Here is a 26112-nt window from a genome sequence, read left to right as displayed (position 1 = left end):
GCTTTACTTTTGAGAAAATCTATTATTGCTTTGGCTGCTGGCACAGTTCTTCTTGGGGCATTGTCTGTACCGTCTTTAGGTTTTGCAGAACAAGCCCCAACTTCAGCAAATATTTCTTCTCAGTCACCATATGATCCGCCTCAAGGGAACAAAAAATGGGTAAGTGGCATCAGAGGTGCAACAGTTAAAGAGGATATGAAATCGACAGTTCCAACTCAAAAATTTTACATGACAGGAGGATTTGGAGGAAATATTAATTTATATAAATGGCAACAAAAAGGCAACAACAAAGTATGCCCATTATATCAAGGCTACATTTACAAAATATTCCCTTAATAATAAAACTAACTTTAAAGTAAGCACTTTTTTTCATAGGTGCTTACTTTTTTCATCGTTATTATTTGCCATATTTAATCCTCACCTCGCTTGCCGGCACAGTCTCAATCAACATATACCTATCTACTTGTACTACACCTATAAACAACAGTACAGCAGCTAATATAGTGGTATATGCGCGTATCATGTGGCATCCTCCTTGACCGCCGCATTCGCAAACACTTTAGATAACTCGATATTAATACACGCTTTGCCCTCTGCGTTCGGTGCATTAAAATAATCAGTCCACAGCTGGAAGGCTTTCATGAGTGACCCGTTTAGTCTGGCTATCTCTGCATCCTTTGTTGTATTAGGGATTCAGATTCCTTTTGAGTATCGACGAGTACCTTTATGTTTCCTTTCAATAATTTCATTTTCGGTGTTCGAAAAATACAACCGTTTTTCTATATCATCTACCCAACTTTTTTCTTTTTCGGCTTCCAGTATCCAGTAAACCATTCGCTTTTCCCAGTCTGGTTTATCTGTCATTGTTGTTCCTCCCCCAGCATTCGTCGTCTTCATCGTCTCCTATAAGACGTTCTGAGCAGCACGGACATAGACGATTGTAACAATCGTCGCATCGCCAAGTAGCCCGCGATTCAGGAGAATCCATCGCTTTTCACTCACTATAGGTTAATCTTCATCGCGATTGTTTCCCGTCGTATGAGTACCACAGTGTATGCATTCTCCTGTCACCCAATCGTCGTCTCGAAATTTCAGTTCTTCTTCTTTTCGATCAATCTCTATATGCAGTTCTGACCAAAAAAATCCTTCTGCCAAAATGCGAAAATCTTCTCCTTGCAAGTCTTCTGTGTCTTCTTGTTTTTCCTTTTCTGATTTGATCAAGTCCATGATCGAATATTCGTGTCCGTCTTGGAAGAAGCGACGCAGTCCGCTTCCTGCTCATTATTCACTACGATTTTCATCTATATATTCTCCCTTTGGTGCCGTGTGACCGACACCCTGTATAGGCTTAATATTCAAATCACGATATCTTATCCCATGTTCAATGGGGCTGCCTAATTCTTCATGTTCATCATCACATTCCCGACAGCAAGCAAACTCCCCATCGTATAACCTCCCTGTAAGTATTTCTCTAGCTTCGCTTATCGGCTTTCCGCAGTTGGCACATCTGGACTTACCATCTTGTTTAATAGCCGATATCGGCCACACATTCATATCTATCATCCTTCCAACGTTCCTGGGTGAGCGTATTGTATTGGTGGTTACTCCCTACCCCATCCACGTAAAACCGCTCTATGTAGCGTTTGAGGTGTATTACCCCACTGTGCTTATCGCTCATTATAGGTATATTTGTCTAATATCTATGTCAATCAGTTCTAATCTCCCTAATTCTTATATTTCTTGTGGGTTTATGATCATATTGGGCTTTTCAGACCGAATCTGCGCTCCGATCTCACGCATTCTATTCCCTTCGTATTCTCCTAGATATACCAACTGTCTCACCGCTACTGTTTCATACACTTTGTATTTACTCACGGGTTATCTCTCCTTTGGTATAGGGGATGCATTGTGTCTCTCTCCTTTATGGAAAGTTGCCCCTTCTTCTTGTCCCCTATGGGTTCAAAACTTTTTAATGCAATGCTCCAAAATACTTTCATGGCATTGGCTTTGTATAAACGGTCTTCGCATCTTCATATGTCAGGCGAAAATATGCACTTTTCTCATCCCATCCGCCTCGTTTTGTAGCTAACCCTTTAGCAACAAGATCATTCCAAACCGATCGACCGTGTCACAGTAAAAATTGTTTTTGTCGGCTTCATGTTGTAGTTAAGCACAAAGCGTGCTCACCAAGCCCTCAACACTGAATATCTTCTGCATAAACTATCAAAAAGGAGATGAGATAATGACTAGATTGTTAGATGCTCGAACATCTCAAAATGCAAGCTATGGTAATACAATCTCAATTCTTGCCAGCCAATACTCCTGTAGCCATCGCAGAGCTTGGCTTAGACGTGACGGGCGCTGGGGAAAATATGCGTGTACAATTATCAGGGATTGCTGAGCTTTCATTTCCCACTACTCCACCATTTGACTCCGTTATTGCTATTTCTATTGTTAGAGGCACTCTCGACTCTCCTGTTGCTTACGCCCTTTACTCTGTTAGTGTCTCCGAGGCAAATCCCAACGCTGTGCAGGTCGTCACCATTAATGCTCCCGATTACAATGTCCCTCTACCACCATCAAATGAATTGGTGTATACCTTATATCTATTTTGCACAGCGGATGCCACCCGAATAGGAATAGAAAGTTTTAACGCGGTTGCCTATTCAGATTAAAATTACACCTTCAAATGGAGGGCAAAGCCCTCTTATTTTTCTTCTATCCGTTCTTGAGGGACGATACTTTCCATCTGTCGTTCTTTTTTGGTATAGTTTACTTAAAGGGGCTGATCCAATGGGATTCATGCTTATTTTTATTGCGATTATTTTTTTCTCGCTTGGTATTTTAAGTAAACGAAATCCCACTTGGGGATGGCGTGCAAACGAAGCCTGGAAGATCAAAGGTGACTCAGAACCAAGTGATGCTTACATTGATGACATGAAATTTAGAGGCTCTGTATCGATTCTCTTTGGGTTCTTCTTTTTAACATGTGGACTTTTGGTTATATTCCTGTAAGTTCTACTATCTGTTTTCAATCCTCAAATTACCCACATCCATAAGGCACTTGCTGTTTGGCGGCGACTCCCAAAATGTCACTGCTCACGTTTTCAAAAACAGAAATCTGTCTCTCATCCATAGCTTCCAGCAAACGAACTTCCTTAATCTTCAAAGACCGACTGCCGCTGTAGTAAGTAGTAAAAATCATTTTTCTCGCATAGTATTTACTCATCTAACCAGCCACCTATAAGGAAGAACAATGTAGAAACTCGACTCGTCACTTTGGAGTGTGAGTAGCTTAGAAGAGCCAGTATACCCGAGTGTAATGACTTCATTTTCTAAGACTTTCAAGGCATCCAACACATATTTGCATTCAACGTTAGTTTGAAATTTTTTCACAGCCGACGTTTATGCACACATCTCCAAAAAAATAGAGATGAATAGCATGGAGAAATATGAGTCTTTTACCGGGAGTCTACTTCAATAATATTTTTTTATGGGGAGATTGTGGGGAGAACTAATTAGTCTCAAATGACGGATGGATTACCCACATACAAAAAAATCCCTCAACGCTTAGAGCGCCAAGGGATTCCCATTTTAGTAAAGAGTCAGATATTGATCACGTTCCCATTGATGCACTTGGGTGCGATATAAGTTTTATGGATTTTTAAATTATCATATGGTGCTTTAATAGCGATAAAGCACATTATAATGGATATTTTTATTTTCTGAAATATCATGTAATATTTTAAGTTCGGGGGCAATTTGGGGGAGGTGTTGGGGGCAGTTACAAAGAAGGCTTGAAACGTGACTACATTACGTTTCAAGCCTTTTAATTTAATCGGTAATAGTGAAAACATGTATCGCCGAGGGAGTTAATACCTCAACGTCAACTGGCATCTTTACGCAATGAGCTATAACTATTGACCTGATAAATAATCTTATGTTGTCTTTCTCTAAATCCCAAGGCAGTGTAACTTTATGTTTAGTCATTTTATTGATGCACTCCTTAAGTGTTTGTCTTTACTGACGACAAAATATCATGTATACTCGCTGTGAATCATTATCAGTGGGACTAAATTCGGCTATCCTGGCAGGGATGCCAACCCACAATTAAGCGCCTCTCTCATGGGAGGCGCTTTTTCACATCCTTCCCTCTAACAAGAATTTGCGTTCCCGTTATTCTATTTTTTTGAATCTCTTAACCCTTTTATATCAATATTCACATCATGACGTAAAGGGGAAAAATGTCGTTTCACGTCGAATCGATTTGCGCTATCCTAGGGTAGATTGCTATTGACTTTGTATAAAAAGTATGTTAAAAACCCGACCGTAGGCCGGGTTTTGTTATTTTCGTAATATTTTTTTTAATGCTCTGTGCTTCGGTCTGGATATAGGACACGTATAATCCGTGTCTTTAAATCTGACTCTTGTCTCAAAACTGCGTTCTTCAAATCCGGCTACTCTGGATACATTTATAAGGTGGCCTGGAGTGGCCGGGAATAGATAGGGAAATGCCTCCTGGCACTGGCGCATGGTAAGAGCAACCACGTAAAATCCTCCCATATGGTGAAAACGCGGTACGTGATAATTTTTCTTCGGGTCCCACATATCCATATAATAAACGTCCCTAGCAGGAAAAAGGCCTGCTTTAGAATTATTCACGCCCATAATAAACCGTTGATCGGTGGGCCGCTTATTAGCAGCCTCTATAAGATCCAACAGAACCGCTGAATTGAGCTTATTAACGCCGGTATGCATCGCAGTCCCGGGAAAAAAAACCTTGCCTCCATAATCGGCTGTTTCTGATTCGGAAACATTTTTAAGATTAACCAAATTCCCCGTGTCCAAGTTACAAAAATCGGGGAATCCATCAGCGAATTCCCCGTGTGTTGTAGGAGCAGTGAAGTTTCCATCCATTGTAATAAAGAAGGGTATTTCGTAATTTGACTTCGGTATCCATCGTTCTACACACACTAAATCATTTTCAAAAAATGAATACCGTTCTCCGTATTGCCCATCTGGCAAAACTTCCGGTGCAAAAATCTCTCTGTTGTCGTTGTCCATAGGATTGGTATCATTTCTTCAGTTCTTTTGGAAGCGGCATTGCGCCTACTAATGTTTTTTCGGCTTTGGAAGATTTTTCAGCATCTTTAGTTAAACGATTAGCTACAAAACGTGCGATTCCCTTTTTCATTGTTGCTCACCTCCCTTCTTTAATAAAAGTAGAATGGCCTGGGCCATGAAAGAAAGAGCAATTATAGGTGATTGGAATATAAAATTAGTGATTACGACAGCTAACGAAATCCATTTTAAATATGGGTCTAATCCCGAAGGATTAAGGTCCTCAGATTTGCGAGGGGCCACCCATAAGACCACTAAAGCTGTTATGGATGTAAGCAAGATTGTGCCATCATGTCCAAGATGTATTAGAGGTATACTAGCGAAAAGCGTTGCAGAAAATAAGGCACAGAATGTTAAAGAACGAAAGTGGAACCCGCCCGAGAACTTTCTAAGTGCTACAAAACTGAAAAAAGCCAAAAGGGCATTTAAAATATCACCCAGTACCCATCCAAATAGCACTGTAAGTATTAACCCCGTATACCAATTAAGCTTAATCCCGATTGCGTAGGTCAATACTTCGACGCTGCCGGGTCCATCTGGATCAGCTTTTTTTATTTCGCTCGCTATACGCTTCGAGAGCTTTTCTAGCATCCTCGTAATCGCTCCTCTTGGAGAAGATATAAGAAAGGGCAAAAGTGAACACAGACACCAACAGTATTGCAAGCGGGTTTAGATAGTATAAAAGTAATACTCCTGAACTTATCGTTATTGTCGAAAACAAAGTGCTTGTTAAGACCATTTTATTTTCTTGGGTTGTATAGTCTTCCTTCCAAATGAAATCATGTGGAGGTGCTGATATAAAAGAAAAACCTGTGCCATATAACTTAAAAAGCGCGGCAATGAGATAAGTGATAAGTATAGATGTACCTTGTAGCAAGAATACTTGAAGTGTAGCATTCTCCTTAAGAACGTTAATTTGCATTACGTCAAAGAAGCTGTATACATAAAAAATAGCCATTTGCATAGTGGCATAGGCACTAATGGCAACTCCCAATATAAATGCAGACCAGTGCAATTTTATTTTTAACCCTACGCGAAGAAATATTGAAAATAGTGCGTACTGCAAAGGCAAGTCCAACTTAGGTACATTTAGTACAATCCGCATCAAAAAGGATACGAGAGATATAACCACAGCAAAAAGGATAATCCTGTATTTATACTCTTTAATGGGTAACATATACAAGGCCAAAGGGAAGACGATTATGGCCATTGCATCAAACACCCCAATAATTATATAAAACAAATTGGTTAACACCTTACACCACCCTATATTTAATCTACCTTAATTATATAGTGGTGCATGGCGTAAGCAAGAGGTTTTAAAAATTTACTGATACAATATCCTCCAGCTTAATCCAACTAAAATCATCCTCACCACGAAACAGTTTCACTTCGCGTCTAGCGGTGTTAATTGACGTAACAACACCAGTCATAACCGTATCGTCGAACGGGCTAAATACAGTCACGCTGACAGGCTTACGCGAGTTGTAAGACTCTATTAGAGCCTGCTCAATCAATTGTACCTCCTGGTCGTCCAACTCCGGTTTTCCCCGCCTCTGGCGATCCTGCATGAGCTTTAAATAAGCCTCTTTATGTTCTGGTATGATGATCCGCGAACTTTCCCATAAACCATTACCCTCAAGTTTCTTTCCCATGTATGTAGCCTCCTGATGTATTATGTAACGATTATATTACGAACATTTGTTCCTAACAAGGTGTTTTATTTGCCATCTATAAAACTTTTGTACTAGAAAAATATTCCTAGGTCATATATACTATTTTTATGAAAATGTTGGTTAAATAGGGGGAAGTAATATTGAATAAACCAGTATATAAGAAATGGTGGTTTTGGGCTATCATGGCGTTTGCAGTTATTGGGGGAATAAGTGGCGGTCTAAAAGATAGAGAAGGAACACAGACTGTAGCTGAAGTAGATTCAAAGCAAGTTTCTGAAGCAAAAACTGTACAGGCACCTTCACCAACGGAAAAGGTTGAAACCGCTGTATCTGTCCCAGCCCCTAAGAAAGAAGCAGTATCAACAACCGAAGAAAAAGCTGAGAAAACAGAACCTACACAGGAAGAATGGCAAGCTAGTTATAAACAAATTTTACTCAATGAAACTTCTTCATATATTGAATTGACCGTAAAAGGGACTCTATCAGTTGAGCGTCATGAATCAGCTATTAAGGTTTTAAACAAATATTCTGAAAAGGTAGCACCTAGCGAAAAAGATAATGCTTCGAAACTTGCTGCAGCAGTAGAAAAAGATAATCTTGCTACAGCTCAGAAAATTTATATCTTAATGGGCGGCGATGATTTTCCAGAGTTACACAAAAAACGACTTAAATAATAATAAACCCCGGAGCAATCCGGGGTTTTAATATTCTGTATAGTATCTATTCGCCGCACCTGGGGGCGTAACAATCTTCTGATCACGATCCCAGCCCTCTATTATCATGATGTGGCGGGTATCTCTCTTGTTATCCCATAGAATATAATTATCCCTCTCAAGAGCCAACAGCCCCGCCTTTATGTCCTCTGTACGCCTTCCTGTCTTTATCTCCAGTTCCTTAATTGTTGGTAGTCGGCGGCGACCAGCAGAATAGTTGTACAGTATCCGCAGTAACTTCCGTTCTCGATCAGTGAGCATAAGGTAACACCTTAAGTGCACGCGGCATATTTTCACCACGTACAATATAGCCCTTCTTTTGCAGGCGCTCCATGTACCCATATGCTGTTGATGTAGCTGCCAACCCCAACCCGACTTGTAACTCACGAACCGTTGGTGGATATTTACTTACCTTGATAAATTGTTCGATATAACTCAAGGCTCTCAGTTCTTTCGATGTCAATTTCATCATGATGTCACCCCTTGATGTTTGGATATACTCATTATATACCGAACAAATGTTCTAAACAATGTAAACAAAAAAGAGCAATGAGGAATAATTATTATTCCTCTTGCTCTTTCGCTTTTTCCGCCATCTGGTTGACTATAACACTTACGGTACATTTCTGCTTTTCGGCTTTCTCCTGTAACCATTCAAGTAGCTCAGGCTCGAAGTAAATAGCCTCTCTCACTTTCTTATCCTTTTTTGGTGGTCTTCCCGCCATAAAATCACGCTCCTATTACGCACATTTTACAGCATTTAAAATATTTTAGCAACACTCAAAAAAACTATTTACAAAGCATTTTAAATGCTGTAAAATAGTAAATGTAAGGAGGTGAACAAAGCATATGAAAGATTGGGTAAACCTTATTACGGCAATCATCCAACTAGCTACAGCATTGGCTGTACTCCATGTACACAACGCCAGCCGTAAGAAGACAAAGAAAAAAGGAACCAAACGACGCGGTCGGCGCAGACGTTAAGGATTCCTTTAGAGGTGGCGGCTAGTATAGCGCCATCTCCACCCAATCATAACATAACGGTTTGACATATACAATTGGCGGCGGCCTTACGCTGGAGGTAGTGAAAATGTTCAAAAAGTACAGAGCAACAAAGGAAAATGTAATTTTGTTGGAAAGCGCCATGAAGGAGTTGGGCTATCCCATTGAAAAGATAAGCGCCGCAAAAGATTACAAGAAATTTAAGTATAGTAACTGGCACATCATGTTTCACAACACGGTTAATTCAAAAATGCAAGAACTGGAGGCTGCTCACAATTAATCATCAAGGGGCTTCGGCCCCTCTATACAAGAAGGTGCGAGGACTGATTTCTGAATACTTTAGATGTGGTAAAATTAGATGATAATTTTAAAAGGAGAGGACTATAGATGGGATACAATATTGGAATTGGCGAAGCGATATTACATGTAGACAAGAATGACGGGCAAATAACTGTCGAAATTGAACGTGTTGAGGTTGCTGAAGCACCAGTGTGGGAGCTTCCAGAAAATGATCCGTTTCCCGATTTAGTTGGGAAGGGCAATTTCACGTATCCAAGCAATTCGGGATTTGCGAGGTTCTCTAGTGCGACTGGTCTGAAAGATGTGCTTTTCAACTTCGACAGCACGGCCACAACTTTAATAAAAGATGATGACCTGAAGATAATCCGGCGAGCGAAGGAACAATGGATTACGGATCACCCTAAAAGTATTGCGGGATGGCGCAGGAACGAGGACGATATTCTGGCCAAGTTGATTTGGTATGAATTTTGGTTTGAATGGGCTCTGAATAACTGTAAGATTCCTGCAATTCAATGTAGTTAGTATCCGTCTGAGATATATTCCAATCCAATTTTCTAAAAGGAGGTAACCGTATGGCAACGTTGAGTATGGTGGTTAGTGTAGCTGCGGTCCTCGTATCAGTTTACGTGGCTGTAAAGGTATGGAGGGACAAAGCGTGAAATACGGACCTCGCAAACCCAACCTAAACAAGCGTATAGCAGCCCGTACCAGCCTTAAACGGCAGATTGTACACCGCGCAGGACTCAAGATGCCACGGGGCTGGGGATGGCTCCGTAACCCACGTAAGGCGGCATACAACAAGGTGTACAATCGCAGCACGTTCGATATATTCAAGCTGCTTTCCAAATTGTTCAAATAAAAAAAACTCTGCCGACCAATTAAGGTTAGCAGAGCTTTTTACTATTTGACAATAAACCTCACTTTTGTCCCGTCAGCATACTTATCTAACTGATGGCTTACCCATGATCCTGCTCCTCTGTTATCACTAGGGGTTATGTATCGAATGTCAGCACCTGCGCCACCTTCAGCGCACATTGCCATTGGCCACTCATCACGGTCATATCCTTCTTTAGTCGGATATCCCTTTAGAGACTCCTTCCTGTTTTCCTCGGCTCCATCCCGATCAATCGTACATACAGCAGAGTGTCCGGCTGCAATGGCATCCCTAATATGTGCTCCGGTTTCAGGGTAGCGTGAGCTTGGAAACTCCAACGTATACCCTGTTGCTTGTTGACTAATTGCTGCCGATTCAGCATATACACCTTGTACGGAAAAAATAGCAGCTAGTAAAAATACAATTAAACCTCTTACAAATCCTTTTACCATATGACACCTCCGAAATATGTTAAATCTTCTAAATACTATACTGAAAGATATGTCAAAGTATCGGGCATATTGTCGCTAATTAAAAAGACTCATACCAGTTATTATTACAAACTAATATAAGTCCTATCTGAGATTAAATTTAGGTATTAGGAGGGAGTGTGCTCACAAACTCATAAACACCTACTATACGTTTAGCCGGGTAATCCGGATTTTCAAATACAGTTATGGAATATCCTTGTGGTTTATTAATCATAGAATTAATAACATCTTTTGGTAACTCTTTTTTTAGCGAGGCTTTGATATCAACTTGGTATTTCAGATTATCGTCATCTGAAATTAATTCTTCACCCTTCACTGGTATAGTTTCAGGCAAAGTATAATATTTAGCTAAACTTTCTGGAACACTTATATAAAAATAATATGGATGTTTACCCTCCAATATATATTTTCTAGGCTTGTCTCCAAATTTATAAGTTACACGAAAGGAGACTGAGTTATCAGAGGAATCGTGAGACATTTTAAAATCATAGACAAGAAAGGCGTTAGGGTCTTCAAAATGAGTCCCCGTTAAAAAAGGCTCACTCTTTTCATTGTTCTGATCCTCATTTCTTTCTTCACTTTTGCTCTTATTTGTCCCGTTGTTTACATTATTGCTAGGATTAAGTTTATTATTAGCTGTATCCATCTCTTTATTATTACTGCTACAGGCAACCAGAGTTATAATTATAAATACTAAAATCCATAAACTAGTTTTTCTTAAAATGATCTCTGTCACCCCCTTGAAGTATAAAAAAAGGAAACCAGTTTGGATATTGGTTTCCTATGAAATTATTACAATTTTCTTACAAATATACTATCGGAAAACTCGGAAGTAGTCCAATTTCCAGAGTTATAGGTGCTGCTAACTACCACACCAGAACTATTAGCTCTTTCGATATAGCCACTTGTTTTTACCACTACACTCCCAGCTTTAATAGTATAAACACTTTTCGCTGGAATAGACCATGTAATACTAACTGATTTAGTAGAATCAACTCCTGCATTTACATCAAGAGATGCTTTAACTTTTTGGGCCATAATCTTTAGCTCAGTCTCACCACCAATGGTGACATTTGCAAACTTGCGTATACTTACCGTCCTCGTTACCGAAGTTGTTCCCCCTCCAGTATTAGATACTTCCATAGAAAAGTCTGTAGATTTTTCTCTCGTTGTTTGATAGGGCTCATAATAAGTCCCTGGCCCGGGATATTTAGCCTCCGCAAAAATTACTATTCCTGAAGGGTCGATCGCTTTCTCATACGTTGCTTCAGTAACACTTTCTGCATAAACTGAACTAGAACCTAATGACAATAAAGTTATTACACCTAACAAAGATAAACTTTTTAATTTCTTTTTCACGTGTTATCTCCTATTCTTATTCTTTATTTTCACACCCACAAAATTCAATATTATGGATATACGCTCATTATAATCAAAATATGCTACAATTAAATAAGAATAATTACTCATTTTACAACGGTTCAATATACCTAATACTGTAATATTATGTATATATTTGTCGAATTTTCTGGTCTCTGATTGTAAAATATTATATAAAAGCATCTGCAATTTATTAGTTCTAATTAAAAGACCCCATACTGGTTACATACCAGCGGAGTCCTTTTTCACATCTACTCTAAATTCAAACTGATTCCTCATGAAATAGCTTCCGTTAATCTTAATCGACTCCGGTGTAATCTTCTCCACTATTCCACCGTAGTCCACAATATCTATCAAATCCTCTCCCAACGGCTGGACTACATATACTCTTACCTGGCTTAATGCAGCAGCAAATAGTTCGATATCCGACTTTAACACTTTATATGTATGGTTCATGCTGATCACCTCAGATCATTCAATAAAATATTCCCCTGCCGACAAAACCCAACAAGCGCATAGGCTATTGCCAAATACGCTTGTTGGGCTCTACTTTTTACCATCCTTAAAAAAGAGTCAAGTCAAGTGAAGTAGTATTATCCAACAATTCTTTTCACGAAATTAAATCCAACACGCTTTAGTAATTATGACTAACAGGATAAAGAGCACCAAAATTGCACCTGTCGATGTGAAAGGACAAAAATGTTTGGCCTTGTGCTCATGTCCACATTCACTCACATGAACTCCTCCTTTTTTTAAGTTACGGTATATAGTATGTGTCCTTGAAGAAATTGACAGGGCTAAACGGCAAACCGCAAAAACACCCTACCAGCTTAGCCAGTAGGGTGTCACCGATGCTTTCGGATTGCATAACGGTGCTTCCGTATGTGTTGTTATCAGCATACATGATTTGAATGATGTTGAAAATGTTCGTTATCTTACCGCAAGAAATACTGTAATAGCCATTGCAACAATTGCGGCAACAGTAGCAATAGAACCCCATATATTTGCTGTTACTAACGATTGTGAGTGTTTTACACTTGAGGAAACCTCTGATTTTATCAAGCGTATTTCTTCCTCGACAGAGCTAATCTTCGTTTCAGTTCTTTCTGAGCCCTCTCTAATTGCAGTTAAAATACGTTCCTCGCGTTCTTTAGCTTCTTGTTTCCAACGACGATCCTGTTCCTGCATTTCATCACGGTAACGCTGTTCACGTTCCTGGGCGTCCTTGTGATAACGAGCCTCGCGTTCTCTTGAGTCGCGTTCAATACGTTCAAGCAACAATTTTGTCGAGTCTTCCATGTTATCACCAACCTCTGTATGGTTTTCCTTTGCTGAAGCCGTTTCATATTGTCCCCTAAAAATCCGTTGCAGCAATCCTTCCATAGACGAACTACTTCCCCCCTGAGGAGTATGAACATTTATTTTTACATCTTGATTATTAAAAGACGACTGGGAACTGTATTTACCAGCAGGGATAAAGGATGCATTGCCCTTATTTTTTTGTGTTCCTATAGGAACACCGTTGAATAAGCTGTTTGGGTCTTTAGAAGCGCTTGAACTATTCATCGCTACTTGCTAGAGCGGATTCTGCTCTCCCCTTAAGGTAATTATAAAATTCATCTTTAAAAACTTCATCCCCTTCAAATAAGGATGTTTGTGTTAAGTTAAGCATAAACTCTACAATGTATGCAATACCCGTAGGATCAGCATTTAAATCAAAATATGTTCTATCAGCACGAAACATTCTTATAATGTCCGATTTTGCACCCATCAGTTCACATCTAACTATGTTAAGCGGGGATCTGTTGAATGCCTCAATAGAGGTTCTATAATCAAATTGAAACCTCTGATTTAATGAAATGTAGAAGGATTTGTTTTGTACTAAGTAGTCAGACACTTCATCCATGTATTTGCTTATTACTAATTCTATTGCTCTTCCCGCTGGAGCCTCAAAGATGAGGTCTATCACATCTGCCAAACTTTCATAATTACTATGTTCCCTATTTAAAACGTTCTCAATTGTATTCCATAAAAACAATTTTGTGTTGCTGTCTTCTTTAATAGCAGCATCTATGTATCCAAGACCGGATTTTAGGATGGCTGCAATATCTAGCTGCTGTTCATCCATACATGACACCTCCTAAATATTTCTTTTTCTTAATTATAACAGATCATTTAAAAAAACTATAATCTAGTCTTTTTCAGCCTACACTAACTGATTAACACACCTGCAATTGACTCTATCAATATAGGTGAATTATTAGTCACTTTAACAACCCCAAAAATACCCCACTTGCATCAAGCCAGTAGGGTATTCTGATGAGTTCAAATTAGTGCATAGACTCGTAAACATATTGTAGGAGAAAATAATTTAAAAATTGAATGCAACAAATTTTCTAATTTCAGGTCTCCGATTACGAAGATCAAGTAATAGACGATCGATACCAGTGATGGGTTGAGTTCTTCTATCAAGTCCTTGAACCCTTAATTTTTTTAAGTCAGTTCTTGACATTGTACCAACTCCATCTTCTTCACTCCAATAGTTCAATTCAAGAATCTCCTTTACAGGGAGGTTAATGAGGCTCACTGCGATAGGAGACCGTCTTAAATCTCCAACTCCACCTCTCCCGGGAGCCTTAAGAACCACTTCATATGTCTCGCTCTCGTCAGAATTCCATCCTTCTATCCATGAAGCGTTAACATTATGATCCTCCAAAATTTGCGCTTGTTCACTCAGTAATCTCCCCTGTTGGAAAAGCTTTACTCTGAGAGATGTAATTCTGTTTTGGTTAAAGACCTCAATAAATTCCTCTTCGGTTACATCTCTATTTGTAATAACATAATCAAACTCTGACCCGTATATACCTTGGAAGCCACCATTAATCATTGTGGCAAGACGCGCCAACGCTTGTTCCCTATTAAGATTATTCGCTGGGTACTCTCTATGCTGTATTAGCAGTCTTTGCTCTTGCAAATCAAGTGCAAAATATGTGTTGAGGTACGGAGCTACATCAGGTACATAGGAATTTTTCTCATCATCTACAGAGTTAATGTCTGGAGAGTACTCTTCAGACAGGCATCCACAAATGATACTAGATTGATAATCAATCTCGCTTGTAATGCAATATTCAAAACCTTGTTCTCCCGGGATTTTTGACAATCCTTTAAGGTATTGAAACAAACGCTCTCCATTGGTGACTAAATCACCAGAGTAAATAACCTGGTACACCCTAAAATCCATATGCATAAATAGGCCTATCTCCTCTCATTGGTAGATAGGCCTATATTATCATATTTACGCTACCTTTGTCACATTTTATCTTTTCTAGTAGATAACGGCATCTTCTGCATCAATCCATATATCTAAACCATTTTCAGTTTTAATTCGGATATCTGTTCCAATAGCTGTTTCTGATATTTCCAAAATTGTGCCTACTGCCCCATATATTTCGGGATTACTATTAGAAATTACCTCAATTTTATCATTTACTGCCATACCTAAATCTCCTCCTAATTTGGATTTATAGGACTTATTCTCCATAGCTTGTTCAACTCCTTCTTAATCTTGATATTTATTTATACTTAAACACAATTATTCCACTTCATAACAAATATAACCCCCTGCTAGGTCTTCCGGCAGGGGGTTATATTTGTTTACTCTACTGCTACTCCCGTTACATTCGCTTGTGGTGCTGGAAAAGTATCCTGATGAATTTCAGGTGTCGCGTTTGCCACAGTATCTGCTCCAGTAGCCTGTAAAAGGATTGCAGTAACTTGAGCTGCCAACGATGATACAGCCTCCTTAGCAGCCGCTTGAGTAGCTTTTTCGTTAAGTTGTAATTCCGTTACAATCGCCTTCGTTTTAGAGTTATACTCCAAATATGCCTTTTCTATCGCGGATCGAATCTCTACAGCTGATACAGTAATGCCCTGTTCTGCCAATCGCAATGTAGTATATTGCAAAGCCTCCTGAAGCTTACGTTCTCCCCCAGCTTCTTTAAATGCTGTTTGAGCAAAAGCAAAGCCCTCCCCAGCAATTTTATGAATCACTTCACGTTGCGCTGCCGTTGTACGCGCTTCTAGCCACACGTTAACCTTAGTTTTTAGTTTGTTCAAACCTCCTAAAACAAACGCTGTAAGCACACCCGCAACGGCTGTGACAATGGTGCTTACATATGGTTGTACATTTTCAATAATGGTTTGTGTTTGCATGATTACTTATCCCCTTTCGTTTTCAGACCAGCAATTTTATTTTTCGCTTCCCAAGAAACCTCAGCTCCATAAGATTCTGCGATTGGCCGAAGTTGTACATAAGCGACACCCTCCACAAGCTGCACAGATTGCAATTTTCGATTGTTCAGATATGCGACCTTTTTGGCATTATCCCAGCGTAAAGGGATACCGAGAGCATTCGCCAGCACGCGCAACGGAACGTGAGTCTTTCCATCAAACAGCAGAGCTTTACCCACATTCTCTCCGTTGATTTGGAATGATCCATCCGCAACAGTCGCAGGCTCTTCTTTGGGTACGGATGTCTTCTTCCTAAACCGTGTCCGAAGCTCATCTGCCGTACCGTCAAATTCATTCAAATCGACTGGACCCGCTATGCCAGCCACCTTACGTGTGCCGGACGGCAATGTGCCACCAGCCGAGCCATCGCTATACTGCCAGAAATCCCAGCGTGACCAACCGGATGCGCCAGGCGGAACCTGTGTGGCGCTGTACCGGGCAATCCACAATGGGTAATCTGATAAGCCGCTGAAATTACCGATGAACGAAGGATATGTGTACACGATTGGTCGTACTCCAGTAAGCCGCTCAACTTCCGCCAGAAATGTCTTGGCTACGGCTGTAAGAGCCGCTTTGCTTAAGCCGGACTTATTGGACTCATAATCCATTACTGGTGGCAGATCGAAAGCCGTGATGCCTCCGGCTGAATCAATGGCGCTCACGAAGTTTGCAGCTTCCTTTCGGGCATCCTCCGGCGTTTTCGCAGAGTCGTCTACATAGTGATAAGCTCCTACTAGGACTCCGACAGCTCGTGCAGCCTGTGCATTACCGATGAATGTTTTGTCGCGGTATGACTTCCCTTGACTAGCCTTGATGAAGGCAAACGATAAACCGTCTTCCTTCACTGCCTTCCAATCAATCTTTCCTTGATAACGGGATACGTCTATTCCTTGGGCATTACGGCTGTTTCGTCGTTGCATCCTCTTTCTCTCCTTCCTGGTTACCACTTTTACTTTTTAGAACTTCCACTGCCTGCCGGATCACTGGTGGAATTGGCGCTCCAAGCCTGCCTCCATTCTCAAGAATGGAAAGCAGCTCATTTGCCATATAAAAATAGGCGACTGCATCCCGGAAAAGATGCGAATCGCCTAAGACACCATCAATCAGATGGGATACTGCTACCATTGCAAAAATAAAAACCTTACGAGAAATACCGATAAGACCAATTTTACTTTTTAAGCCTGGTCCCGTTCCTTTCTTCCCTTCTGCTCCCGCTGCCAATAGTCCAGTCACATAATCAAATATGACCAGTGCAAGCAACACCCCCAATACTCCCGACCACCCACCGTAAAAATACGTCACAGCGCTGCTTCCTAAAGCAGTACTGAACTTAAAAACCTCCCACTTATCCACCTTACTTCCCCCGTCTCTCCGTTCAGGAAACTTTTCCTGAGCTATCATCATCTGTTTTCTGTTCCTTTTCCTCTTGGGCCTGTATCTCTGCTAATGCATTTCCTACAGCTATATCCAATCCCTCAAGTATTTCTTTACGTTTATGTGGCTGTGAAGCAATTACAGCAGAAATGACCTCAGTCAATTCTTCAATCGGCCTTGTTAGATCCAGTTGTATATCCAATGTGGATTTTATCTTTGCCATGGGTTCAATCACCTCCTTCGAACGAAAAAAAGACACCTTATTAAAAGTGTCTTGCCGTCATTGTTTTGCTATGGAAATACCTTCTGGCGGAATTACACCGCTATTGAACCAAACTGCATATCCCGAGCCTACAATACATATGGTGAACTGCATCTCGGAAATATATTTCGAAAATTTATGTTTTTCGATTTCAAAAGAAAAAGTAGTGGCTCCAAGTTCTAAAGCTATTGCAGCTCCAGTACCGTCTCCTTCATAAAACTCAGGAATGATTTTTTCATCAACCATTCCCATCAGCGGATCGGCTTGTCCCTCAATTGAAACTCCAAACTACAGGTCGATCCGAACTGATTGATGATTTCAAACAAGCGAACAAGTTCCTTTGGGTTAGACTCAATCATTTTATCTGACATTAAGGTCATCGCCTTTCTTGTGAGTTTTACTATCTTGCGTTCAATTCATACAGTTCCTGAGCAAGCTCTTTCACATCGTTCTCATAGAGCTTCGCCGCAATTTCATAAAGCTCTGGAATCTTTTCCATCACTTTGTCAATGTATTCAATTTTATTTTTCAATTTCGGCTTATTATTTTCGTTATAGCGATCCAACCGAGCAGATAAATTGATGTGATATTTCATCTCGAATTGTTTGTACAGCTCACGCCAGCGTTCTTGATACCTCTTCCCACCTCTACGGACAACTCTATTTAAAATTTGTCGCTTGGCAGCAAGGTCGATATCATCAACTAACCCGACAATGACCGTCTCTTTATATTCAATTTCTTCACGTTGGGATATGATTACTTCGTTTTGTTGTCGCACAACCGCTAAAGTCTGTTTGAACATGGCTCTGGTCTGGTCGTCAGCAAAAGGGAGATATGTTTCAATGAATGCATTTTCGTTCGCTATGTATCCTCCGGTCTTTCTAATAGAAGGTAGTACCTCATCTGCCACCTTAGCCTGAAATGCTTCAGCTACTTCACTTTTTGCCTTCATTGCAAGACGATAGAAAACATTCTCAGGTATATAAGATTCTTTCGCCCACTTGTGGTCGAAACCAAACTCATCCAGGTATTCAAAAATGCGTTCCCACCGGATGCTGTTGTATTCCTTCCCGTTTTTGGTTTCGCACTTAGTAAATCCAAGGCCGCGCACCGTATCTCCTAAATTCAGTTGAGCTGTACCATTCCCATCAATAAAACCTCTTATTCCGTGAATTGTAAGTATATCCATTACTGATCTCACCTTTCTTTGTACGCAAAATAAGCCCCTGAGTTATCAGAGGCTTTCATACTTATATCTTAAATTGGTACTGTTGCTGTAACGCTGCGGATTTTAAAGGGAAACATAAATCAGTGAAAATAAAGTTGTAAACAGACCATACGTTTTCAAACTAACAGGAAGTATAGTTCCAATTATGGTAATATGGGGAATAATCTTTTGTTTGAGTTAGGAGCGAGTTACCCATGGATCTACTCATAATTATTTTAGTGTTCGGTTTTATAACCATAGTAAGTTATCTCAGGGCAATTCATATTTCTCTTCAGCGAATTATAGAATATAAGCGTAAAGAAAATGAATAGCTATTTTTAGATGTGCCAAAGTGTTGGGTGACATAGTTAAACCAACATAGAGATGATTGTTACATACTTGTTGGCTTAATCAATGACATATGGAGGTTAATAGGCAATGGATAACTGGAATGATAAAAATACTTGGGAACAGAGTGAGATTCATATTGACCAACTGACAGGCGAGATTGATCAGATTCTACACAAGATAATTAACGGGCTAGAGGATCTAGGTATAGCATACGGTATCATTAGGGAATTTAGTTATAATCCTGAAGAGCCACCAACCTGGACTATTAGTATTGAGGAATCTAAAACCGTACTCACCTTGGATATCTTATTCCAATATATGAGCCTGCATAGAAACATCGAGGATGCTTTGACTCATTTTATGCATGATCACTTTCCGTACTTTACTTAATGAGAGTATAACGGTGAAGACTATTCAACTAACGGGACATGATTGTTGAGCAGGCGCTATAAGCCTACTCTTTGGGCATTAGGCGCTAATTTGACTATTTTTAAAATGGAGTTGTTTATCATTTTAAAGCATTATAAGATGGTTTCAGACATCGATGTACTTTAAAAAGAAAGAGAAGAAAATATGAAGGCTGAAATTGAAAAAATACCGTCTTGTAGAATTGTATACATGAGACAGATTGGTCCTTATGGAATTGCAAATTCACAACTAATGGAGAAATTTAAATTCTGGGTTGAATCTAATGAATTATTTAATAATACGTCTATTATCCTCGGTATTGCCCAAGATAATCCTGCATTTGTAAAACCGGAAAATTGTCGCTACGATGCGTGTTTGGTTGTTCCAAATGATTACTGTGTTGATGCTGATGAAGTAATCCTGAGCAACATTAGTGGAGGAAGATACGCTGTTTTTAAGATAAATCATACAGCAGAAGCTGTTCAAAAAGCTTGGGCTGAAATATTCCTGGAGTTGGAAAATCAAAGGTTCAGCTTAGATGAAACCAGACCTATCTTGGAGCGATATACAGTTGAACTTATTAATAATCATTATTGCGAAATTTGCGTTCCGATTCAATAGACGTATTAAGATATAGGTTGTTTCTTTATTGAAAGCAGTCTAATACTATCCTCTTTTATAAAAGTAAAAGCCTTCTGTTTAAGAGGGCTTTTGTGTATACAGTATATAATTTTTGTTTGCTTCTAGATTACTACTTATTTATTTAGTAGCTAATGCTGCTTTAAGTTGTTCTAGCTCTTTTTTGTGCTCAAATAAACCGTCTTTGGATTCTTGTAATCCTTTCTCTGTCTCAGTGACGCTTTTTTCAATGCGTTCAATAAGTTTTTGATCGTCGCCTGCCGCACCTAATCTTCTTTTTGTGTCAGTCAATGACTTTTCATATTTTTTAACCTCATTATTATATATATCGATCAATTCCTCCACAGTTCCAATATGCTTCACAATTAGTTCCTTGGACCAATTGGTATATGGGTTATCTTTCAAAGCTATAGCTTGTGACTGCTCTTTAACAACCACATTAGAAGAAGGAGTTACTGTTGTAATTTCAATAGTTTTCCCCTTCACCACTAGGTTCGCCCCCAAAGATTCTGAGATCGAGCGCAAAGGTACATACGCTGTACCATCGACGGCAATAGCGTTTTCAGACAATGTTGTTCCATTTACTCTCACATTGTATTCCCCTGCAACAGTCTTCCCAACTAGTGATTTCACTTGATCTGCCGCAGCTCCACCAGAAGTAGCTAGCAGTACCCCGAGTAAAGCACCTATAAACGTATACATCTTTTTATTCATCTAAATGCCTCCGCTAACGGTCTATTCGTTTCTATTTTATTTCAGTGAAGCTATAGCTTTATTTATTTCTTCTAGTTCAGTCTTATATTTAGCTATATTAGTTTCAGCTTCTTGTATGCCGATTTCTGTATTCTTCTTGGTTTCACTTCTGATCGCCAAAATATCATCAGACACTGCGGTATTCATGTTCGATATCTTCTGAAGGTTAGAAACAGCCTTGTCACGATCTTTTTCGGTATCGGATAAAAATTTTTCAAGTTCGGCCTTTCGCCCATTCAGCTTTTCTTTGGACCACCCTTCATATTTTCCTGTTGAAGCCGTATTTACAGGTTCCGTATCGGCAGTTCCATTAGTAATCTGAATTGTTTTACCATCCACTTTTAAGTTCACTCCTAGAGAGTCAGACACAGCTCTCAAAGGTACATGTGCTTTTCCGTCAACTACTATCGCACTTTCCGACAGAGAGTTTCCATTGACCTTCACAGTGTACTCTCCTGCTACTGTTTGCCCGACTAAAGATTTTAGTTGATCCGCAAATGCACTTCCAGCCGTAGCGACAACCGCACCAATTAACACACCGCTGAGTAAATAAGACCATTTTTTCATTATCCGTACCTCCTACATAGTATATATGTCCTAATATTACCATCGGCAGGAGGTTCAGTAAACATCATGTTGTCGAACTACTAGAGTTTCCTCCAGCAGGAATATTAACTGTAGCCACAGTTTTACCCCGACTAAATAGTTTCAGATTCCTAGAACTTGGATCGAAAGAGGCATTAGTGATTAAACCATTAAACAGATCACCGCGAATCTCTGAAATATCATTCTGCAAATTACTGATAGTTTGCTTTAAGTTCATTATTTTATCTATTTCCAGTCCGTTAACTGTCGCGTCATTGAAGTCAACTTCTCCTTGAAAATAAACCATATCATCTATAGATCGTAGAATCATACCAGCCATATTTCCTAAATGGAATCCATTCGAATCAGCAAAAATACTTCCTCTTGGTGAGCCATTATCCATAAAGAGTAAGGCTCCACCATCATTATATTGTCCTAATGAAATAGCTTCTCCACCGCGTAAGTTATAAGCAGTAAGACCATTAGAGTTTATCTCTATACGCCTACCCTCTTTGGCTGTACGGAATAAGGCTCCTGTAATAATACCGCCCTCGATCTCATTACCGATTAACTTACTCCCTCGTATCGTACTTGCATTAACTGTACTAGCCCTTATATCTGAAGCGTTCATTTCTGAGTTGTCTATCTGCCCAGTCAACTTAATCGAACGAGCTACAACATTCCCCTGCATGTCTACTCGGAATGGCGCAATGGTATAGTCGTCATTCCCTGCACTTATTCCATTCGTATTGATTTTGGTTACATTATTACCACTACCAATCACCAAGGATACAAAGTTACCGAGTTGCCCGACAATCTGTTCAGCAACAACGCCACGTGCTGTAATTGCTGTCCTTGCTGTTTTCCCTCCATCTGTTGTTAGGACTACCCCGTTTGAAGTCATAATAACTTGGTTCTGAGCATTGGTCTTGTCCTGTAGGATTATTCCGCGTTGATCGTACTTGATTTCTGTTTTGGAATTATCAATATCAATCACGGCCTGCTTTGCAAAGGATTCAAATACTTCCGTTCGGATCTTTCCATTACTAAACAAGTTATTGATAATATTTTTGTTCCGCTCCAGGTCAGAAATGATATCGGCATAGTCCCGTAAATTGACATTGGATATGGTAGGCTCGCTGTGTTTGTCACGGCTATATGGATACTCTGTAAGTTCTGTAATCCTGGCTTTGAGTTTGTTCATATTCATTGCTGGGTCAATACACATTACCGTATCACCTAAATGTGGTTCTGGCTCTGTATTGTCAATTTTGAATAGGTCAGCCGTAGATACGGTAACTTCTAGTGTTACATTCTCTTGCTCCCTGAGAGCCTTGCGAGTAGCCTTAAGCAGCTCTTCAGGTTCTTCAATATCCTGCTCTATGATTTCCCCATCGTAAAAAGGAACCGACTCGCTGGCCCAATACTGAGCATAAGGAGAAATCAAGTAGTTTACCGCCAGCTTTCCGTTTACAATCGTTCCTGGTATGCCTGACAGCAAACTCCGCTCCTCTTCGGTCAATTTGGACGCATCCATTCCGATAAAGGTACGTCCATCCTTCAGCTGAGCGAACATACGCGTAACTAGAGACTCACCTTTGTCTTTGAAGGAACTAGATACGATATTCTTTTTAAGCCGATACTGTAGTCCATTGTCAGTCCCGATCTTTTTTCTCAGGTTAATTATGAAGTTGTCTGGCTCTACTTCACACTCATACATCTGAATGATTTTATTAAGCGCTTCAAGACAAGTACCTCGCCCAAAGTCCTTAACATCGTGCAAATCAAATGTGTCGTGAATAACAAACTTAAACCGTCCACCTGTAGCAGCTGTAATCAGGTCTGTGAGTTGATTGATATGGATACCATAGGCTTCTGCAATGTATGAAGCATATGGAAACTTGTAATCATTAAGTTTGAACATGATGTGATTACAGTAGATATTTGCAGTGAGCTTTCGACCTTCCCGTGATCGGCTACGAGACTGGATGACATAAAATTGGCCACGCTCGTCTTGAACGTGGCCTTTGATTGCTATCTTTTCCCTATAGTCTTCGCTGGTCATTGGTACCATAAAGGTTAATTCATAGTCGCTGTTGATCCTGCGCCGCCGCTGAATGTCATAAGAGTCCACCAGCGTACCAACGCGACGCATGTTTTTATCAAACACTTGCATAGTTGGAGTAGGCATAATCCACCTCACTTAATATAAGAATTTATCTCGGTGTGTAATGCGGAACAAAACCGTCCGACCTGTCTCCGGGTCCGTCCAGGTCAGGTTATTATTGCCGAGATTCAAATCGAAGAAATCACCATTGTAAAGATGCGAGACGTTCTGACCATTTCTCATAATTTTGAATTTCCCTGCATCTATAGTAATGACTTCACCAGGACGGAATACGTCCGTAAACTCAATATAATCTGTATGGAATCGGCTGGCCTCGGCTGGCTGCAATCGTCCCTCTCCCGACATAGGTGAAGCTTGTAGAATAATTTCACGAGTATACTGTGCATCTGTTACGCGTCCATCGCCGGACATTGGCATAGCTTCTAAGTCATAAGACCGAACAAAATCGGATTGCGCCCGGCCTTCGCCTGAAAGTTTCACGCCTGCGGTCATATCTAAATTAAAATCCAATATATATTCTGTGACCGTTTCTGTGTCCGTGACATTGAATGACATTAGGTTGAATGCATTGTCAGTTTCGGACCCGCTAATCTCTTTACGCCGGGAATACATTTGTGCCTGACCGGATAAATGAGCGGACAAATCTATTACATTCCCATCCGTTGAGCTGCCCGAATTAAGAGCAAGGCCATTAAATCCACCTGTATTAAACATTAGACCTCCCTCCTAAATTAAGTCCTTCTTGTGCCAATGCAGGTAAGCCTAATTTGAGTATTATAAGCGGATAAAGCCGTTGCGCTGTCTTGGAATGTTTTAAATGTAATCACATCTCCGGCATTGAAATACTGCTGATCGTCCATCGTCATAAACGTGATACGTCCGCTACCAAATCCCACTAGTTCTCTCGTTGTTAAGCTAGCTCCATTTTTATAAACGCTCAGGTTAGCTATGTTTGTATTGGGTAGGTTCTGGATTGTTAACAGTAAATTCGTATGGTACCAACCTGACTTTGGAATGACCACTGAATTCCCTAATTTCATAGCATATCCATCTTCCATGACGGTAGTGATTGGTATATCTAACACCGCTGAGTTAGCAGGTAATGTAATCGCGCCGCTTCTTAAGAAGGTAAACGGAGTGGTTCCAAATATCTGACCTCCCAAATATTGCAACTCTGGATTATCTGCCTGAGGAAGAGTGCCATTAACGCAAATTACGGACCCGGCTTGTGATAATATGCCTGTCACGTTTCCAGTGCCAGTACAGTTTTCTGCATAAAAATTACTTCGTGCATCTGCCGCTATTGCAACATTCTTGTTGGATATCCTACAGTTTACAATTCTTGCATTCGCGTCATAGCTGCCAATGCCATGTTGCGTGGCAGCAACCCCCTCAATGATAACGTTTTGTATTAAAGTCCGATTGCAATAGACTAGGGATATGCCCACTTTATCAGTCGTCGTAATGGTGAGGTTGTAAATGCCCGCGCGGTTCGTAAAATTGTCTACCAATATAGATTTAACCTTGTATAAGCTGGCATCCTCTGTTTCGCCCTTTAGTTCCAGCGTCTGCGCACGCAGCTTGTGCTTAATCTCAACGTCTTCATCATATGTGCCAGGAAGCAACACGATAGAGAATCGGGACAGGCTTATAGGCTTCATTATGCTGACAGCTTTGGCAATGGTTTTAAATGCCTTAGCCTTGGTCAGTCCGTCATTTGAGTCTGATCCGTTAACAGCATCCACGTAATACACATAAGCGTCCGTAAGTTCCATACCTCGCAACTTGTCATCAAGAGATTCAATGTTATGCTGTGCCGCTCGAAGATCGGACGCTGTAAAGTTACGCGCTACCACAGCACCAGATGCCCATGCACGCGCTACTCCTTCAAAGCCACGTACACAGCCTTTAAGCGTGTTATCTTCTATACTTGTATATGTGATTGTCTCTGCTACATCCCCATTGCCCAAAACGGCAATACCTTCGCCTTGAAGCAGAACAGACGCATTTGCAACAGTAATTTCCGTTTGTTTGTCGGTAATCAATTCGGTCAACTCTGTTTTAGGAGAGTTCACCACTGGTGGATACATTTTTTCCATGTTTAACACCTACCCTTCATCAATGTTTATTCGACCAGCCATAAAACGCAGTGAGTCATTTGTCTGCACCGTCCGTGGGTTTGTAACTGCCCCGTGATACATTAAATTGCCTCCGGTCGCTGCCGTACGGATGCCGATATGTGTAACCAATCCCCAATCAGCCGTTGCAATTGGGAAATATACATCTACTGCACTGGCTGCGGCTGCCCTACGATCAGCAATAACCGGAGCGCCAAACGTAACAGCACGCCGCGCATAGCCGCCTCCGCTTACCTCTTGTCCAGTATCTGCGTCTGTCGGGTTGCTAATGTACAGAGCAATATACACGGTCTGTGGAGCTGTGAAATTCGTCCCCCTTAAAGCAGCATTGATACAGGCTGTTTTCCACCAATTACTTTTACTAAGCACTATTTCTTCTTCAGTCGATTTACTGAGCAATGTGTCTACCATATAAAGACC

42 protein-coding genes are annotated in these 26112 nt (G+C 40.4%); 10 read left to right on the top strand and 32 right to left on the bottom strand.

Annotated features, from left to right (window positions below):
• The first annotated feature begins 9 nt into the window (after positions 1–9).
• Complete coding sequence (locus MKX59_RS13010; protein WP_023989029.1) at positions 10–336, top strand: hypothetical protein; 327 nt, start codon at positions 10–12, stop codon at positions 334–336.
• A 61-nt stretch (positions 337–397) separates the two neighbouring features.
• Here the strand turns inward: MKX59_RS13010 and MKX59_RS13005 are convergent, their stop codons facing one another.
• From MKX59_RS13005 to MKX59_RS12985, 5 genes are all read right to left on the bottom strand, one after another.
• Complete coding sequence (locus MKX59_RS13005) at positions 398–523, bottom strand: hypothetical protein (RefSeq protein WP_023989030.1); 126 nt, start codon at positions 521–523, stop codon at positions 398–400.
• A gap of 170 nt (positions 524–693) precedes the next feature.
• Positions 694–864 (bottom strand): hypothetical protein, encoded by a 171-nt coding sequence (locus MKX59_RS13000; protein WP_340858468.1) that lies wholly within the window; start codon positions 862–864, stop codon positions 694–696.
• 144 nt (positions 865–1008) lie between these two features.
• Positions 1009–1227, bottom strand: a complete 219-nt coding sequence (locus tag MKX59_RS12995) for a hypothetical protein (RefSeq protein WP_264453675.1) — start codon at positions 1225–1227, stop codon at positions 1009–1011.
• 54 nt (positions 1228–1281) lie between these two features.
• A complete protein-coding gene (locus MKX59_RS12990; RefSeq protein ID WP_071653168.1) occupies positions 1282–1554 on the bottom strand; it encodes a hypothetical protein in 273 nt (90 codons plus the stop codon).
• Between the two features lie 177 nt (positions 1555–1731).
• Positions 1732–1875 carry a hypothetical protein gene (locus tag MKX59_RS12985; protein ID WP_340858467.1) on the bottom strand — a complete coding sequence of 48 codons (144 nt, stop codon included), beginning with the start codon at positions 1873–1875 and terminating at the stop codon, positions 1732–1734.
• A 401-nt stretch (positions 1876–2276) separates the two neighbouring features.
• On the opposite strand from MKX59_RS12985, the gene MKX59_RS12980 reads away from it, so the two are divergent.
• Both MKX59_RS12980 and MKX59_RS12975 read left to right on the top strand, forming a co-directional pair.
• Positions 2277–2675 carry a hypothetical protein gene (locus MKX59_RS12980; RefSeq protein ID WP_340858466.1) on the top strand — a complete coding sequence of 133 codons (399 nt, stop codon included), beginning with the start codon at positions 2277–2279 and terminating at the stop codon, positions 2673–2675.
• The gene (locus MKX59_RS12975; RefSeq protein ID WP_233903729.1) at positions 2659–3015 is read left to right on the top strand and encodes a DUF6199 family natural product biosynthesis protein; all 357 of its coding nucleotides are present in this window, start codon (positions 2659–2661) and stop codon (positions 3013–3015) included. The genes MKX59_RS12980 and MKX59_RS12975 overlap by 17 nt, the downstream gene beginning before the upstream one ends.
• A gap of 28 nt (positions 3016–3043) precedes the next feature.
• Here the strand turns inward: MKX59_RS12975 and MKX59_RS12970 are convergent, their stop codons facing one another.
• The 5 genes from MKX59_RS12970 to MKX59_RS12950 all read right to left on the bottom strand — a co-directional run bounded on the left by MKX59_RS12970 (position 3044) and on the right by MKX59_RS12950 (position 6776).
• Positions 3044–3229 carry a hypothetical protein gene (locus tag MKX59_RS12970; RefSeq protein WP_068942649.1) on the bottom strand — a complete coding sequence of 62 codons (186 nt, stop codon included), beginning with the start codon at positions 3227–3229 and terminating at the stop codon, positions 3044–3046.
• A 1115-nt stretch (positions 3230–4344) separates the two neighbouring features.
• Positions 4345–5064, bottom strand: coding sequence for a hypothetical protein (locus MKX59_RS12965; RefSeq protein WP_076295965.1), 720 nt, complete (start codon positions 5062–5064; stop codon positions 4345–4347).
• A gap of 126 nt (positions 5065–5190) precedes the next feature.
• The gene (locus MKX59_RS12960; protein WP_076295966.1) at positions 5191–5712 is read right to left on the bottom strand and encodes an accessory gene regulator ArgB-like protein; all 522 of its coding nucleotides are present in this window, start codon (positions 5710–5712) and stop codon (positions 5191–5193) included.
• Positions 5663–6376 carry a hypothetical protein gene (locus tag MKX59_RS12955; RefSeq protein WP_076295967.1) on the bottom strand — a complete coding sequence of 238 codons (714 nt, stop codon included), beginning with the start codon at positions 6374–6376 and terminating at the stop codon, positions 5663–5665. Before MKX59_RS12955 ends, MKX59_RS12960 begins: the two co-directional genes overlap by 50 nt.
• A 64-nt stretch (positions 6377–6440) precedes the next feature.
• Entirely contained in the window at positions 6441–6776 is a 336-nt protein-coding gene (locus tag MKX59_RS12950; RefSeq protein WP_076295968.1) for a YolD-like family protein, read from the bottom strand.
• A gap of 161 nt (positions 6777–6937) precedes the next feature.
• On the opposite strand from MKX59_RS12950, the gene MKX59_RS12945 reads away from it, so the two are divergent.
• Positions 6938–7471 carry a hypothetical protein gene (locus MKX59_RS12945; protein WP_076295969.1) on the top strand — a complete coding sequence of 178 codons (534 nt, stop codon included), beginning with the start codon at positions 6938–6940 and terminating at the stop codon, positions 7469–7471.
• 289 nt (positions 7472–7760) lie between these two features.
• Here MKX59_RS12945 and MKX59_RS12940 read toward each other — a convergent pair whose 3' ends face one another.
• On the bottom strand, positions 7761–7982 hold the full coding sequence (locus MKX59_RS12940) for a LexA family protein (RefSeq protein WP_076295971.1): 222 nt from the start codon (positions 7980–7982) through the stop codon (positions 7761–7763).
• A gap of 91 nt (positions 7983–8073) precedes the next feature.
• Positions 8074–8235 (bottom strand): hypothetical protein, encoded by a 162-nt coding sequence (locus MKX59_RS12935; RefSeq protein ID WP_179086227.1) that lies wholly within the window; start codon positions 8233–8235, stop codon positions 8074–8076.
• Positions 8236–8359: 124 nt separating this feature from the next.
• Between MKX59_RS12935 and MKX59_RS12930 the strand changes: the two genes are divergently transcribed.
• From MKX59_RS12930 to MKX59_RS12915, 4 genes are all read left to right on the top strand, one after another.
• The gene (locus tag MKX59_RS12930) at positions 8360–8494 is read left to right on the top strand and encodes a hypothetical protein (RefSeq protein WP_256704534.1); all 135 of its coding nucleotides are present in this window, start codon (positions 8360–8362) and stop codon (positions 8492–8494) included.
• Between the two features lie 106 nt (positions 8495–8600).
• Entirely contained in the window at positions 8601–8792 is a 192-nt protein-coding gene (locus MKX59_RS12925) for a hypothetical protein (protein WP_076295972.1), read from the top strand.
• Positions 8793–8899: 107 nt separating this feature from the next.
• The gene (locus tag MKX59_RS12920; RefSeq protein ID WP_076295973.1) at positions 8900–9334 is read left to right on the top strand and encodes a hypothetical protein; all 435 of its coding nucleotides are present in this window, start codon (positions 8900–8902) and stop codon (positions 9332–9334) included.
• Positions 9335–9467: 133 nt separating this feature from the next.
• Positions 9468–9671, top strand: coding sequence for a hypothetical protein (locus tag MKX59_RS12915; RefSeq protein ID WP_076295974.1), 204 nt, complete (start codon positions 9468–9470; stop codon positions 9669–9671).
• A 41-nt stretch (positions 9672–9712) separates the two neighbouring features.
• Here MKX59_RS12915 and MKX59_RS12910 read toward each other — a convergent pair whose 3' ends face one another.
• The 14 genes from MKX59_RS12910 to MKX59_RS12840 form a co-directional block, all read right to left on the bottom strand.
• Complete coding sequence (locus tag MKX59_RS12910; RefSeq protein ID WP_076295975.1) at positions 9713–10138, bottom strand: NucA/NucB deoxyribonuclease domain-containing protein; 426 nt, start codon at positions 10136–10138, stop codon at positions 9713–9715.
• Between the two features lie 139 nt (positions 10139–10277).
• Entirely contained in the window at positions 10278–10823 is a 546-nt protein-coding gene (locus MKX59_RS12905; RefSeq protein WP_076296016.1) for a hypothetical protein, read from the bottom strand.
• A gap of 146 nt (positions 10824–10969) precedes the next feature.
• On the bottom strand, positions 10970–11536 hold the full coding sequence (locus MKX59_RS12900) for a hypothetical protein (protein ID WP_076295976.1): 567 nt from the start codon (positions 11534–11536) through the stop codon (positions 10970–10972).
• Between the two features lie 243 nt (positions 11537–11779).
• Positions 11780–12013 (bottom strand): hypothetical protein, encoded by a 234-nt coding sequence (locus tag MKX59_RS12895; RefSeq protein ID WP_076295977.1) that lies wholly within the window; start codon positions 12011–12013, stop codon positions 11780–11782.
• A gap of 474 nt (positions 12014–12487) precedes the next feature.
• Positions 12488–13123 carry a hypothetical protein gene (locus MKX59_RS12885; RefSeq protein ID WP_081391291.1) on the bottom strand — a complete coding sequence of 212 codons (636 nt, stop codon included), beginning with the start codon at positions 13121–13123 and terminating at the stop codon, positions 12488–12490.
• A complete protein-coding gene (locus tag MKX59_RS12880) occupies positions 13116–13685 on the bottom strand; it encodes a hypothetical protein (RefSeq protein ID WP_076295979.1) in 570 nt (189 codons plus the stop codon). The genes MKX59_RS12885 and MKX59_RS12880 overlap by 8 nt, the downstream gene beginning before the upstream one ends.
• A gap of 243 nt (positions 13686–13928) precedes the next feature.
• Positions 13929–14804: a hypothetical protein gene (locus MKX59_RS12875; RefSeq protein ID WP_076295980.1), complete on the bottom strand. Its 876-nt coding sequence runs from the start codon at positions 14802–14804 to the stop codon at positions 13929–13931.
• Positions 14805–14882: 78 nt separating this feature from the next.
• Positions 14883–15098 carry a hypothetical protein gene (locus MKX59_RS12870; protein ID WP_076295981.1) on the bottom strand — a complete coding sequence of 72 codons (216 nt, stop codon included), beginning with the start codon at positions 15096–15098 and terminating at the stop codon, positions 14883–14885.
• 113 nt (positions 15099–15211) lie between these two features.
• Positions 15212–15769, bottom strand: a complete 558-nt coding sequence (locus MKX59_RS12865; protein ID WP_076295982.1) for a phage holin, LLH family — start codon at positions 15767–15769, stop codon at positions 15212–15214.
• A gap of 2 nt (positions 15770–15771) precedes the next feature.
• Positions 15772–16767 (bottom strand): GH25 family lysozyme, encoded by a 996-nt coding sequence (locus MKX59_RS12860; RefSeq protein WP_076295983.1) that lies wholly within the window; start codon positions 16765–16767, stop codon positions 15772–15774.
• Positions 16745–17248, bottom strand: a complete 504-nt coding sequence (locus MKX59_RS12855; RefSeq protein ID WP_076296017.1) for a phage holin family protein — start codon at positions 17246–17248, stop codon at positions 16745–16747. Before MKX59_RS12855 ends, MKX59_RS12860 begins: the two co-directional genes overlap by 23 nt.
• Positions 17223–17444, bottom strand: a complete 222-nt coding sequence (locus MKX59_RS12850; RefSeq protein WP_076158322.1) for a hypothetical protein — start codon at positions 17442–17444, stop codon at positions 17223–17225. Before MKX59_RS12850 ends, MKX59_RS12855 begins: the two co-directional genes overlap by 26 nt.
• 57 nt (positions 17445–17501) lie before the next feature.
• The gene (locus tag MKX59_RS12845) at positions 17502–17735 is read right to left on the bottom strand and encodes a hypothetical protein (RefSeq protein ID WP_340858465.1); all 234 of its coding nucleotides are present in this window, start codon (positions 17733–17735) and stop codon (positions 17502–17504) included.
• 148 nt (positions 17736–17883) lie between these two features.
• Positions 17884–18672, bottom strand: coding sequence for a BRO family protein (locus MKX59_RS12840; protein WP_076295984.1), 789 nt, complete (start codon positions 18670–18672; stop codon positions 17884–17886).
• Between the two features lie 456 nt (positions 18673–19128).
• On the opposite strand from MKX59_RS12840, the gene MKX59_RS12835 reads away from it, so the two are divergent.
• Positions 19129–19431 carry a hypothetical protein gene (locus MKX59_RS12835; RefSeq protein WP_076264643.1) on the top strand — a complete coding sequence of 101 codons (303 nt, stop codon included), beginning with the start codon at positions 19129–19131 and terminating at the stop codon, positions 19429–19431.
• 183 nt (positions 19432–19614) lie between these two features.
• Positions 19615–20070 carry an AraC family transcriptional regulator gene (locus MKX59_RS12830; RefSeq protein WP_076264644.1) on the top strand — a complete coding sequence of 152 codons (456 nt, stop codon included), beginning with the start codon at positions 19615–19617 and terminating at the stop codon, positions 20068–20070.
• Positions 20071–20208: 138 nt separating this feature from the next.
• Here MKX59_RS12830 and MKX59_RS12825 read toward each other — a convergent pair whose 3' ends face one another.
• The 6 genes from MKX59_RS12825 to MKX59_RS12800 form a co-directional block, all read right to left on the bottom strand.
• Positions 20209–20802, bottom strand: a complete 594-nt coding sequence (locus tag MKX59_RS12825; protein WP_076295985.1) for a stalk domain-containing protein — start codon at positions 20800–20802, stop codon at positions 20209–20211.
• Between the two features lie 36 nt (positions 20803–20838).
• On the bottom strand, positions 20839–21408 hold the full coding sequence (locus MKX59_RS12820) for a 2,' 3'-cyclic nucleotide 2'-phosphodiesterase (RefSeq protein ID WP_076295986.1): 570 nt from the start codon (positions 21406–21408) through the stop codon (positions 20839–20841).
• 64 nt (positions 21409–21472) lie between these two features.
• Positions 21473–23617 carry a phage tail protein gene (locus tag MKX59_RS12815; protein WP_076295987.1) on the bottom strand — a complete coding sequence of 715 codons (2145 nt, stop codon included), beginning with the start codon at positions 23615–23617 and terminating at the stop codon, positions 21473–21475.
• A gap of 12 nt (positions 23618–23629) precedes the next feature.
• The gene (locus MKX59_RS12810) at positions 23630–24268 is read right to left on the bottom strand and encodes a phage distal tail protein (RefSeq protein WP_076295988.1); all 639 of its coding nucleotides are present in this window, start codon (positions 24266–24268) and stop codon (positions 23630–23632) included.
• Positions 24269–24285: 17 nt separating this feature from the next.
• The gene (locus tag MKX59_RS12805; RefSeq protein ID WP_143757190.1) at positions 24286–25653 is read right to left on the bottom strand and encodes a right-handed parallel beta-helix repeat-containing protein; all 1368 of its coding nucleotides are present in this window, start codon (positions 25651–25653) and stop codon (positions 24286–24288) included.
• 9 nt (positions 25654–25662) lie between these two features.
• Positions 25663–26103 carry a phage tail fiber protein gene (locus tag MKX59_RS12800; RefSeq protein WP_076295989.1) on the bottom strand — a complete coding sequence of 147 codons (441 nt, stop codon included), beginning with the start codon at positions 26101–26103 and terminating at the stop codon, positions 25663–25665.
• Between the last annotated feature and the right edge of the window lie 9 nt (positions 26104–26112).

Origin of the sequence: Paenibacillus sp. FSL R7-0340 (genome assembly GCF_038002205.1) — a bacterium.
GTDB classification, from domain to species: domain Bacteria; phylum Bacillota; class Bacilli; order Paenibacillales; family Paenibacillaceae; genus Paenibacillus; species Paenibacillus polymyxa_B.
Note: the sequence above shows the minus strand (reverse complement) of the source record. Positions and strands in the feature narration are given on the sequence as shown.

Coding starts and splice junctions, on each gene's coding strand:
- MKX59_RS12865 (WP_076295982.1), bottom strand. CDS start 15,769: ATGCAAACACAAACCATTATTGAAAATGTACAACCATATGTAAGCACC.
- MKX59_RS12980 (WP_340858466.1), top strand. CDS start 2,277: ATGCAAGCTATGGTAATACAATCTCAATTCTTGCCAGCCAATACTCCT.
- MKX59_RS12880 (WP_076295979.1), bottom strand. CDS start 13,685: ATGGATGAACAGCAGCTAGATATTGCAGCCATCCTAAAATCCGGTCTT.
- MKX59_RS12830 (WP_076264644.1), top strand. CDS start 19,615: ATGAAGGCTGAAATTGAAAAAATACCGTCTTGTAGAATTGTATACATG.
- MKX59_RS12920 (WP_076295973.1), top strand. CDS start 8,900: ATGGGATACAATATTGGAATTGGCGAAGCGATATTACATGTAGACAAG.
- MKX59_RS12885 (WP_081391291.1), bottom strand. CDS start 13,123: ATGAATAGTTCAAGCGCTTCTAAAGACCCAAACAGCTTATTCAACGGT.
- MKX59_RS12855 (WP_076296017.1), bottom strand. CDS start 17,248: ATGATAGCTCAGGAAAAGTTTCCTGAACGGAGAGACGGGGGAAGTAAG.
- MKX59_RS12835 (WP_076264643.1), top strand. CDS start 19,129: ATGGATAACTGGAATGATAAAAATACTTGGGAACAGAGTGAGATTCAT.
- MKX59_RS12895 (WP_076295977.1), bottom strand. CDS start 12,013: ATGAACCATACATATAAAGTGTTAAAGTCGGATATCGAACTATTTGCT.
- MKX59_RS12845 (WP_340858465.1), bottom strand. CDS start 17,735: ATGGGAATGGTTGATGAAAAAATCATTCCTGAGTTTTATGAAGGAGAC.
- MKX59_RS12935 (WP_179086227.1), bottom strand. CDS start 8,235: ATGGCGGGAAGACCACCAAAAAAGGATAAGAAAGTGAGAGAGGCTATT.
- MKX59_RS12800 (WP_076295989.1), bottom strand. CDS start 26,103: ATGGTAGACACATTGCTCAGTAAATCGACTGAAGAAGAAATAGTGCTT.
- MKX59_RS12940 (WP_076295971.1), bottom strand. CDS start 7,982: ATGATGAAATTGACATCGAAAGAACTGAGAGCCTTGAGTTATATCGAA.
- MKX59_RS12970 (WP_068942649.1), bottom strand. CDS start 3,229: ATGAGTAAATACTATGCGAGAAAAATGATTTTTACTACTTACTACAGC.
- MKX59_RS12905 (WP_076296016.1), bottom strand. CDS start 10,823: ATGGATACAGCTAATAATAAACTTAATCCTAGCAATAATGTAAACAAC.
- MKX59_RS12875 (WP_076295980.1), bottom strand. CDS start 14,804: ATGCATATGGATTTTAGGGTGTACCAGGTTATTTACTCTGGTGATTTA.
- MKX59_RS12840 (WP_076295984.1), bottom strand. CDS start 18,672: ATGGATATACTTACAATTCACGGAATAAGAGGTTTTATTGATGGGAAT.
- MKX59_RS12820 (WP_076295986.1), bottom strand. CDS start 21,408: ATGAAAAAATGGTCTTATTTACTCAGCGGTGTGTTAATTGGTGCGGTT.
- MKX59_RS12995 (WP_264453675.1), bottom strand. CDS start 1,227: ATGGACTTGATCAAATCAGAAAAGGAAAAACAAGAAGACACAGAAGAC.
- MKX59_RS12815 (WP_076295987.1), bottom strand. CDS start 23,617: ATGCCTACTCCAACTATGCAAGTGTTTGATAAAAACATGCGTCGCGTT.
- MKX59_RS12805 (WP_143757190.1), bottom strand. CDS start 25,653: ATGGAAAAAATGTATCCACCAGTGGTGAACTCTCCTAAAACAGAGTTG.
- MKX59_RS12990 (WP_071653168.1), bottom strand. CDS start 1,554: ATGAATGTGTGGCCGATATCGGCTATTAAACAAGATGGTAAGTCCAGA.
- MKX59_RS12925 (WP_076295972.1), top strand. CDS start 8,601: ATGTTCAAAAAGTACAGAGCAACAAAGGAAAATGTAATTTTGTTGGAA.
- MKX59_RS13005 (WP_023989030.1), bottom strand. CDS start 523: ATGATACGCGCATATACCACTATATTAGCTGCTGTACTGTTGTTTATA.
- MKX59_RS12860 (WP_076295983.1), bottom strand. CDS start 16,767: ATGCAACGACGAAACAGCCGTAATGCCCAAGGAATAGACGTATCCCGT.
- MKX59_RS12870 (WP_076295981.1), bottom strand. CDS start 15,098: ATGGAGAATAAGTCCTATAAATCCAAATTAGGAGGAGATTTAGGTATG.
- MKX59_RS12930 (WP_256704534.1), top strand. CDS start 8,360: ATGAAAGATTGGGTAAACCTTATTACGGCAATCATCCAACTAGCTACA.
- MKX59_RS12850 (WP_076158322.1), bottom strand. CDS start 17,444: ATGGCAAAGATAAAATCCACATTGGATATACAACTGGATCTAACAAGG.
- MKX59_RS12810 (WP_076295988.1), bottom strand. CDS start 24,268: ATGTTTAATACAGGTGGATTTAATGGCCTTGCTCTTAATTCGGGCAGC.
- MKX59_RS12825 (WP_076295985.1), bottom strand. CDS start 20,802: ATGAATAAAAAGATGTATACGTTTATAGGTGCTTTACTCGGGGTACTG.
- MKX59_RS12965 (WP_076295965.1), bottom strand. CDS start 5,064: ATGGACAACGACAACAGAGAGATTTTTGCACCGGAAGTTTTGCCAGAT.
- MKX59_RS12960 (WP_076295966.1), bottom strand. CDS start 5,712: ATGCTAGAAAAGCTCTCGAAGCGTATAGCGAGCGAAATAAAAAAAGCT.
- MKX59_RS12950 (WP_076295968.1), bottom strand. CDS start 6,776: ATGGGAAAGAAACTTGAGGGTAATGGTTTATGGGAAAGTTCGCGGATC.
- MKX59_RS12910 (WP_076295975.1), bottom strand. CDS start 10,138: ATGGTAAAAGGATTTGTAAGAGGTTTAATTGTATTTTTACTAGCTGCT.
- MKX59_RS13000 (WP_340858468.1), bottom strand. CDS start 864: ATGACAGATAAACCAGACTGGGAAAAGCGAATGGTTTACTGGATACTG.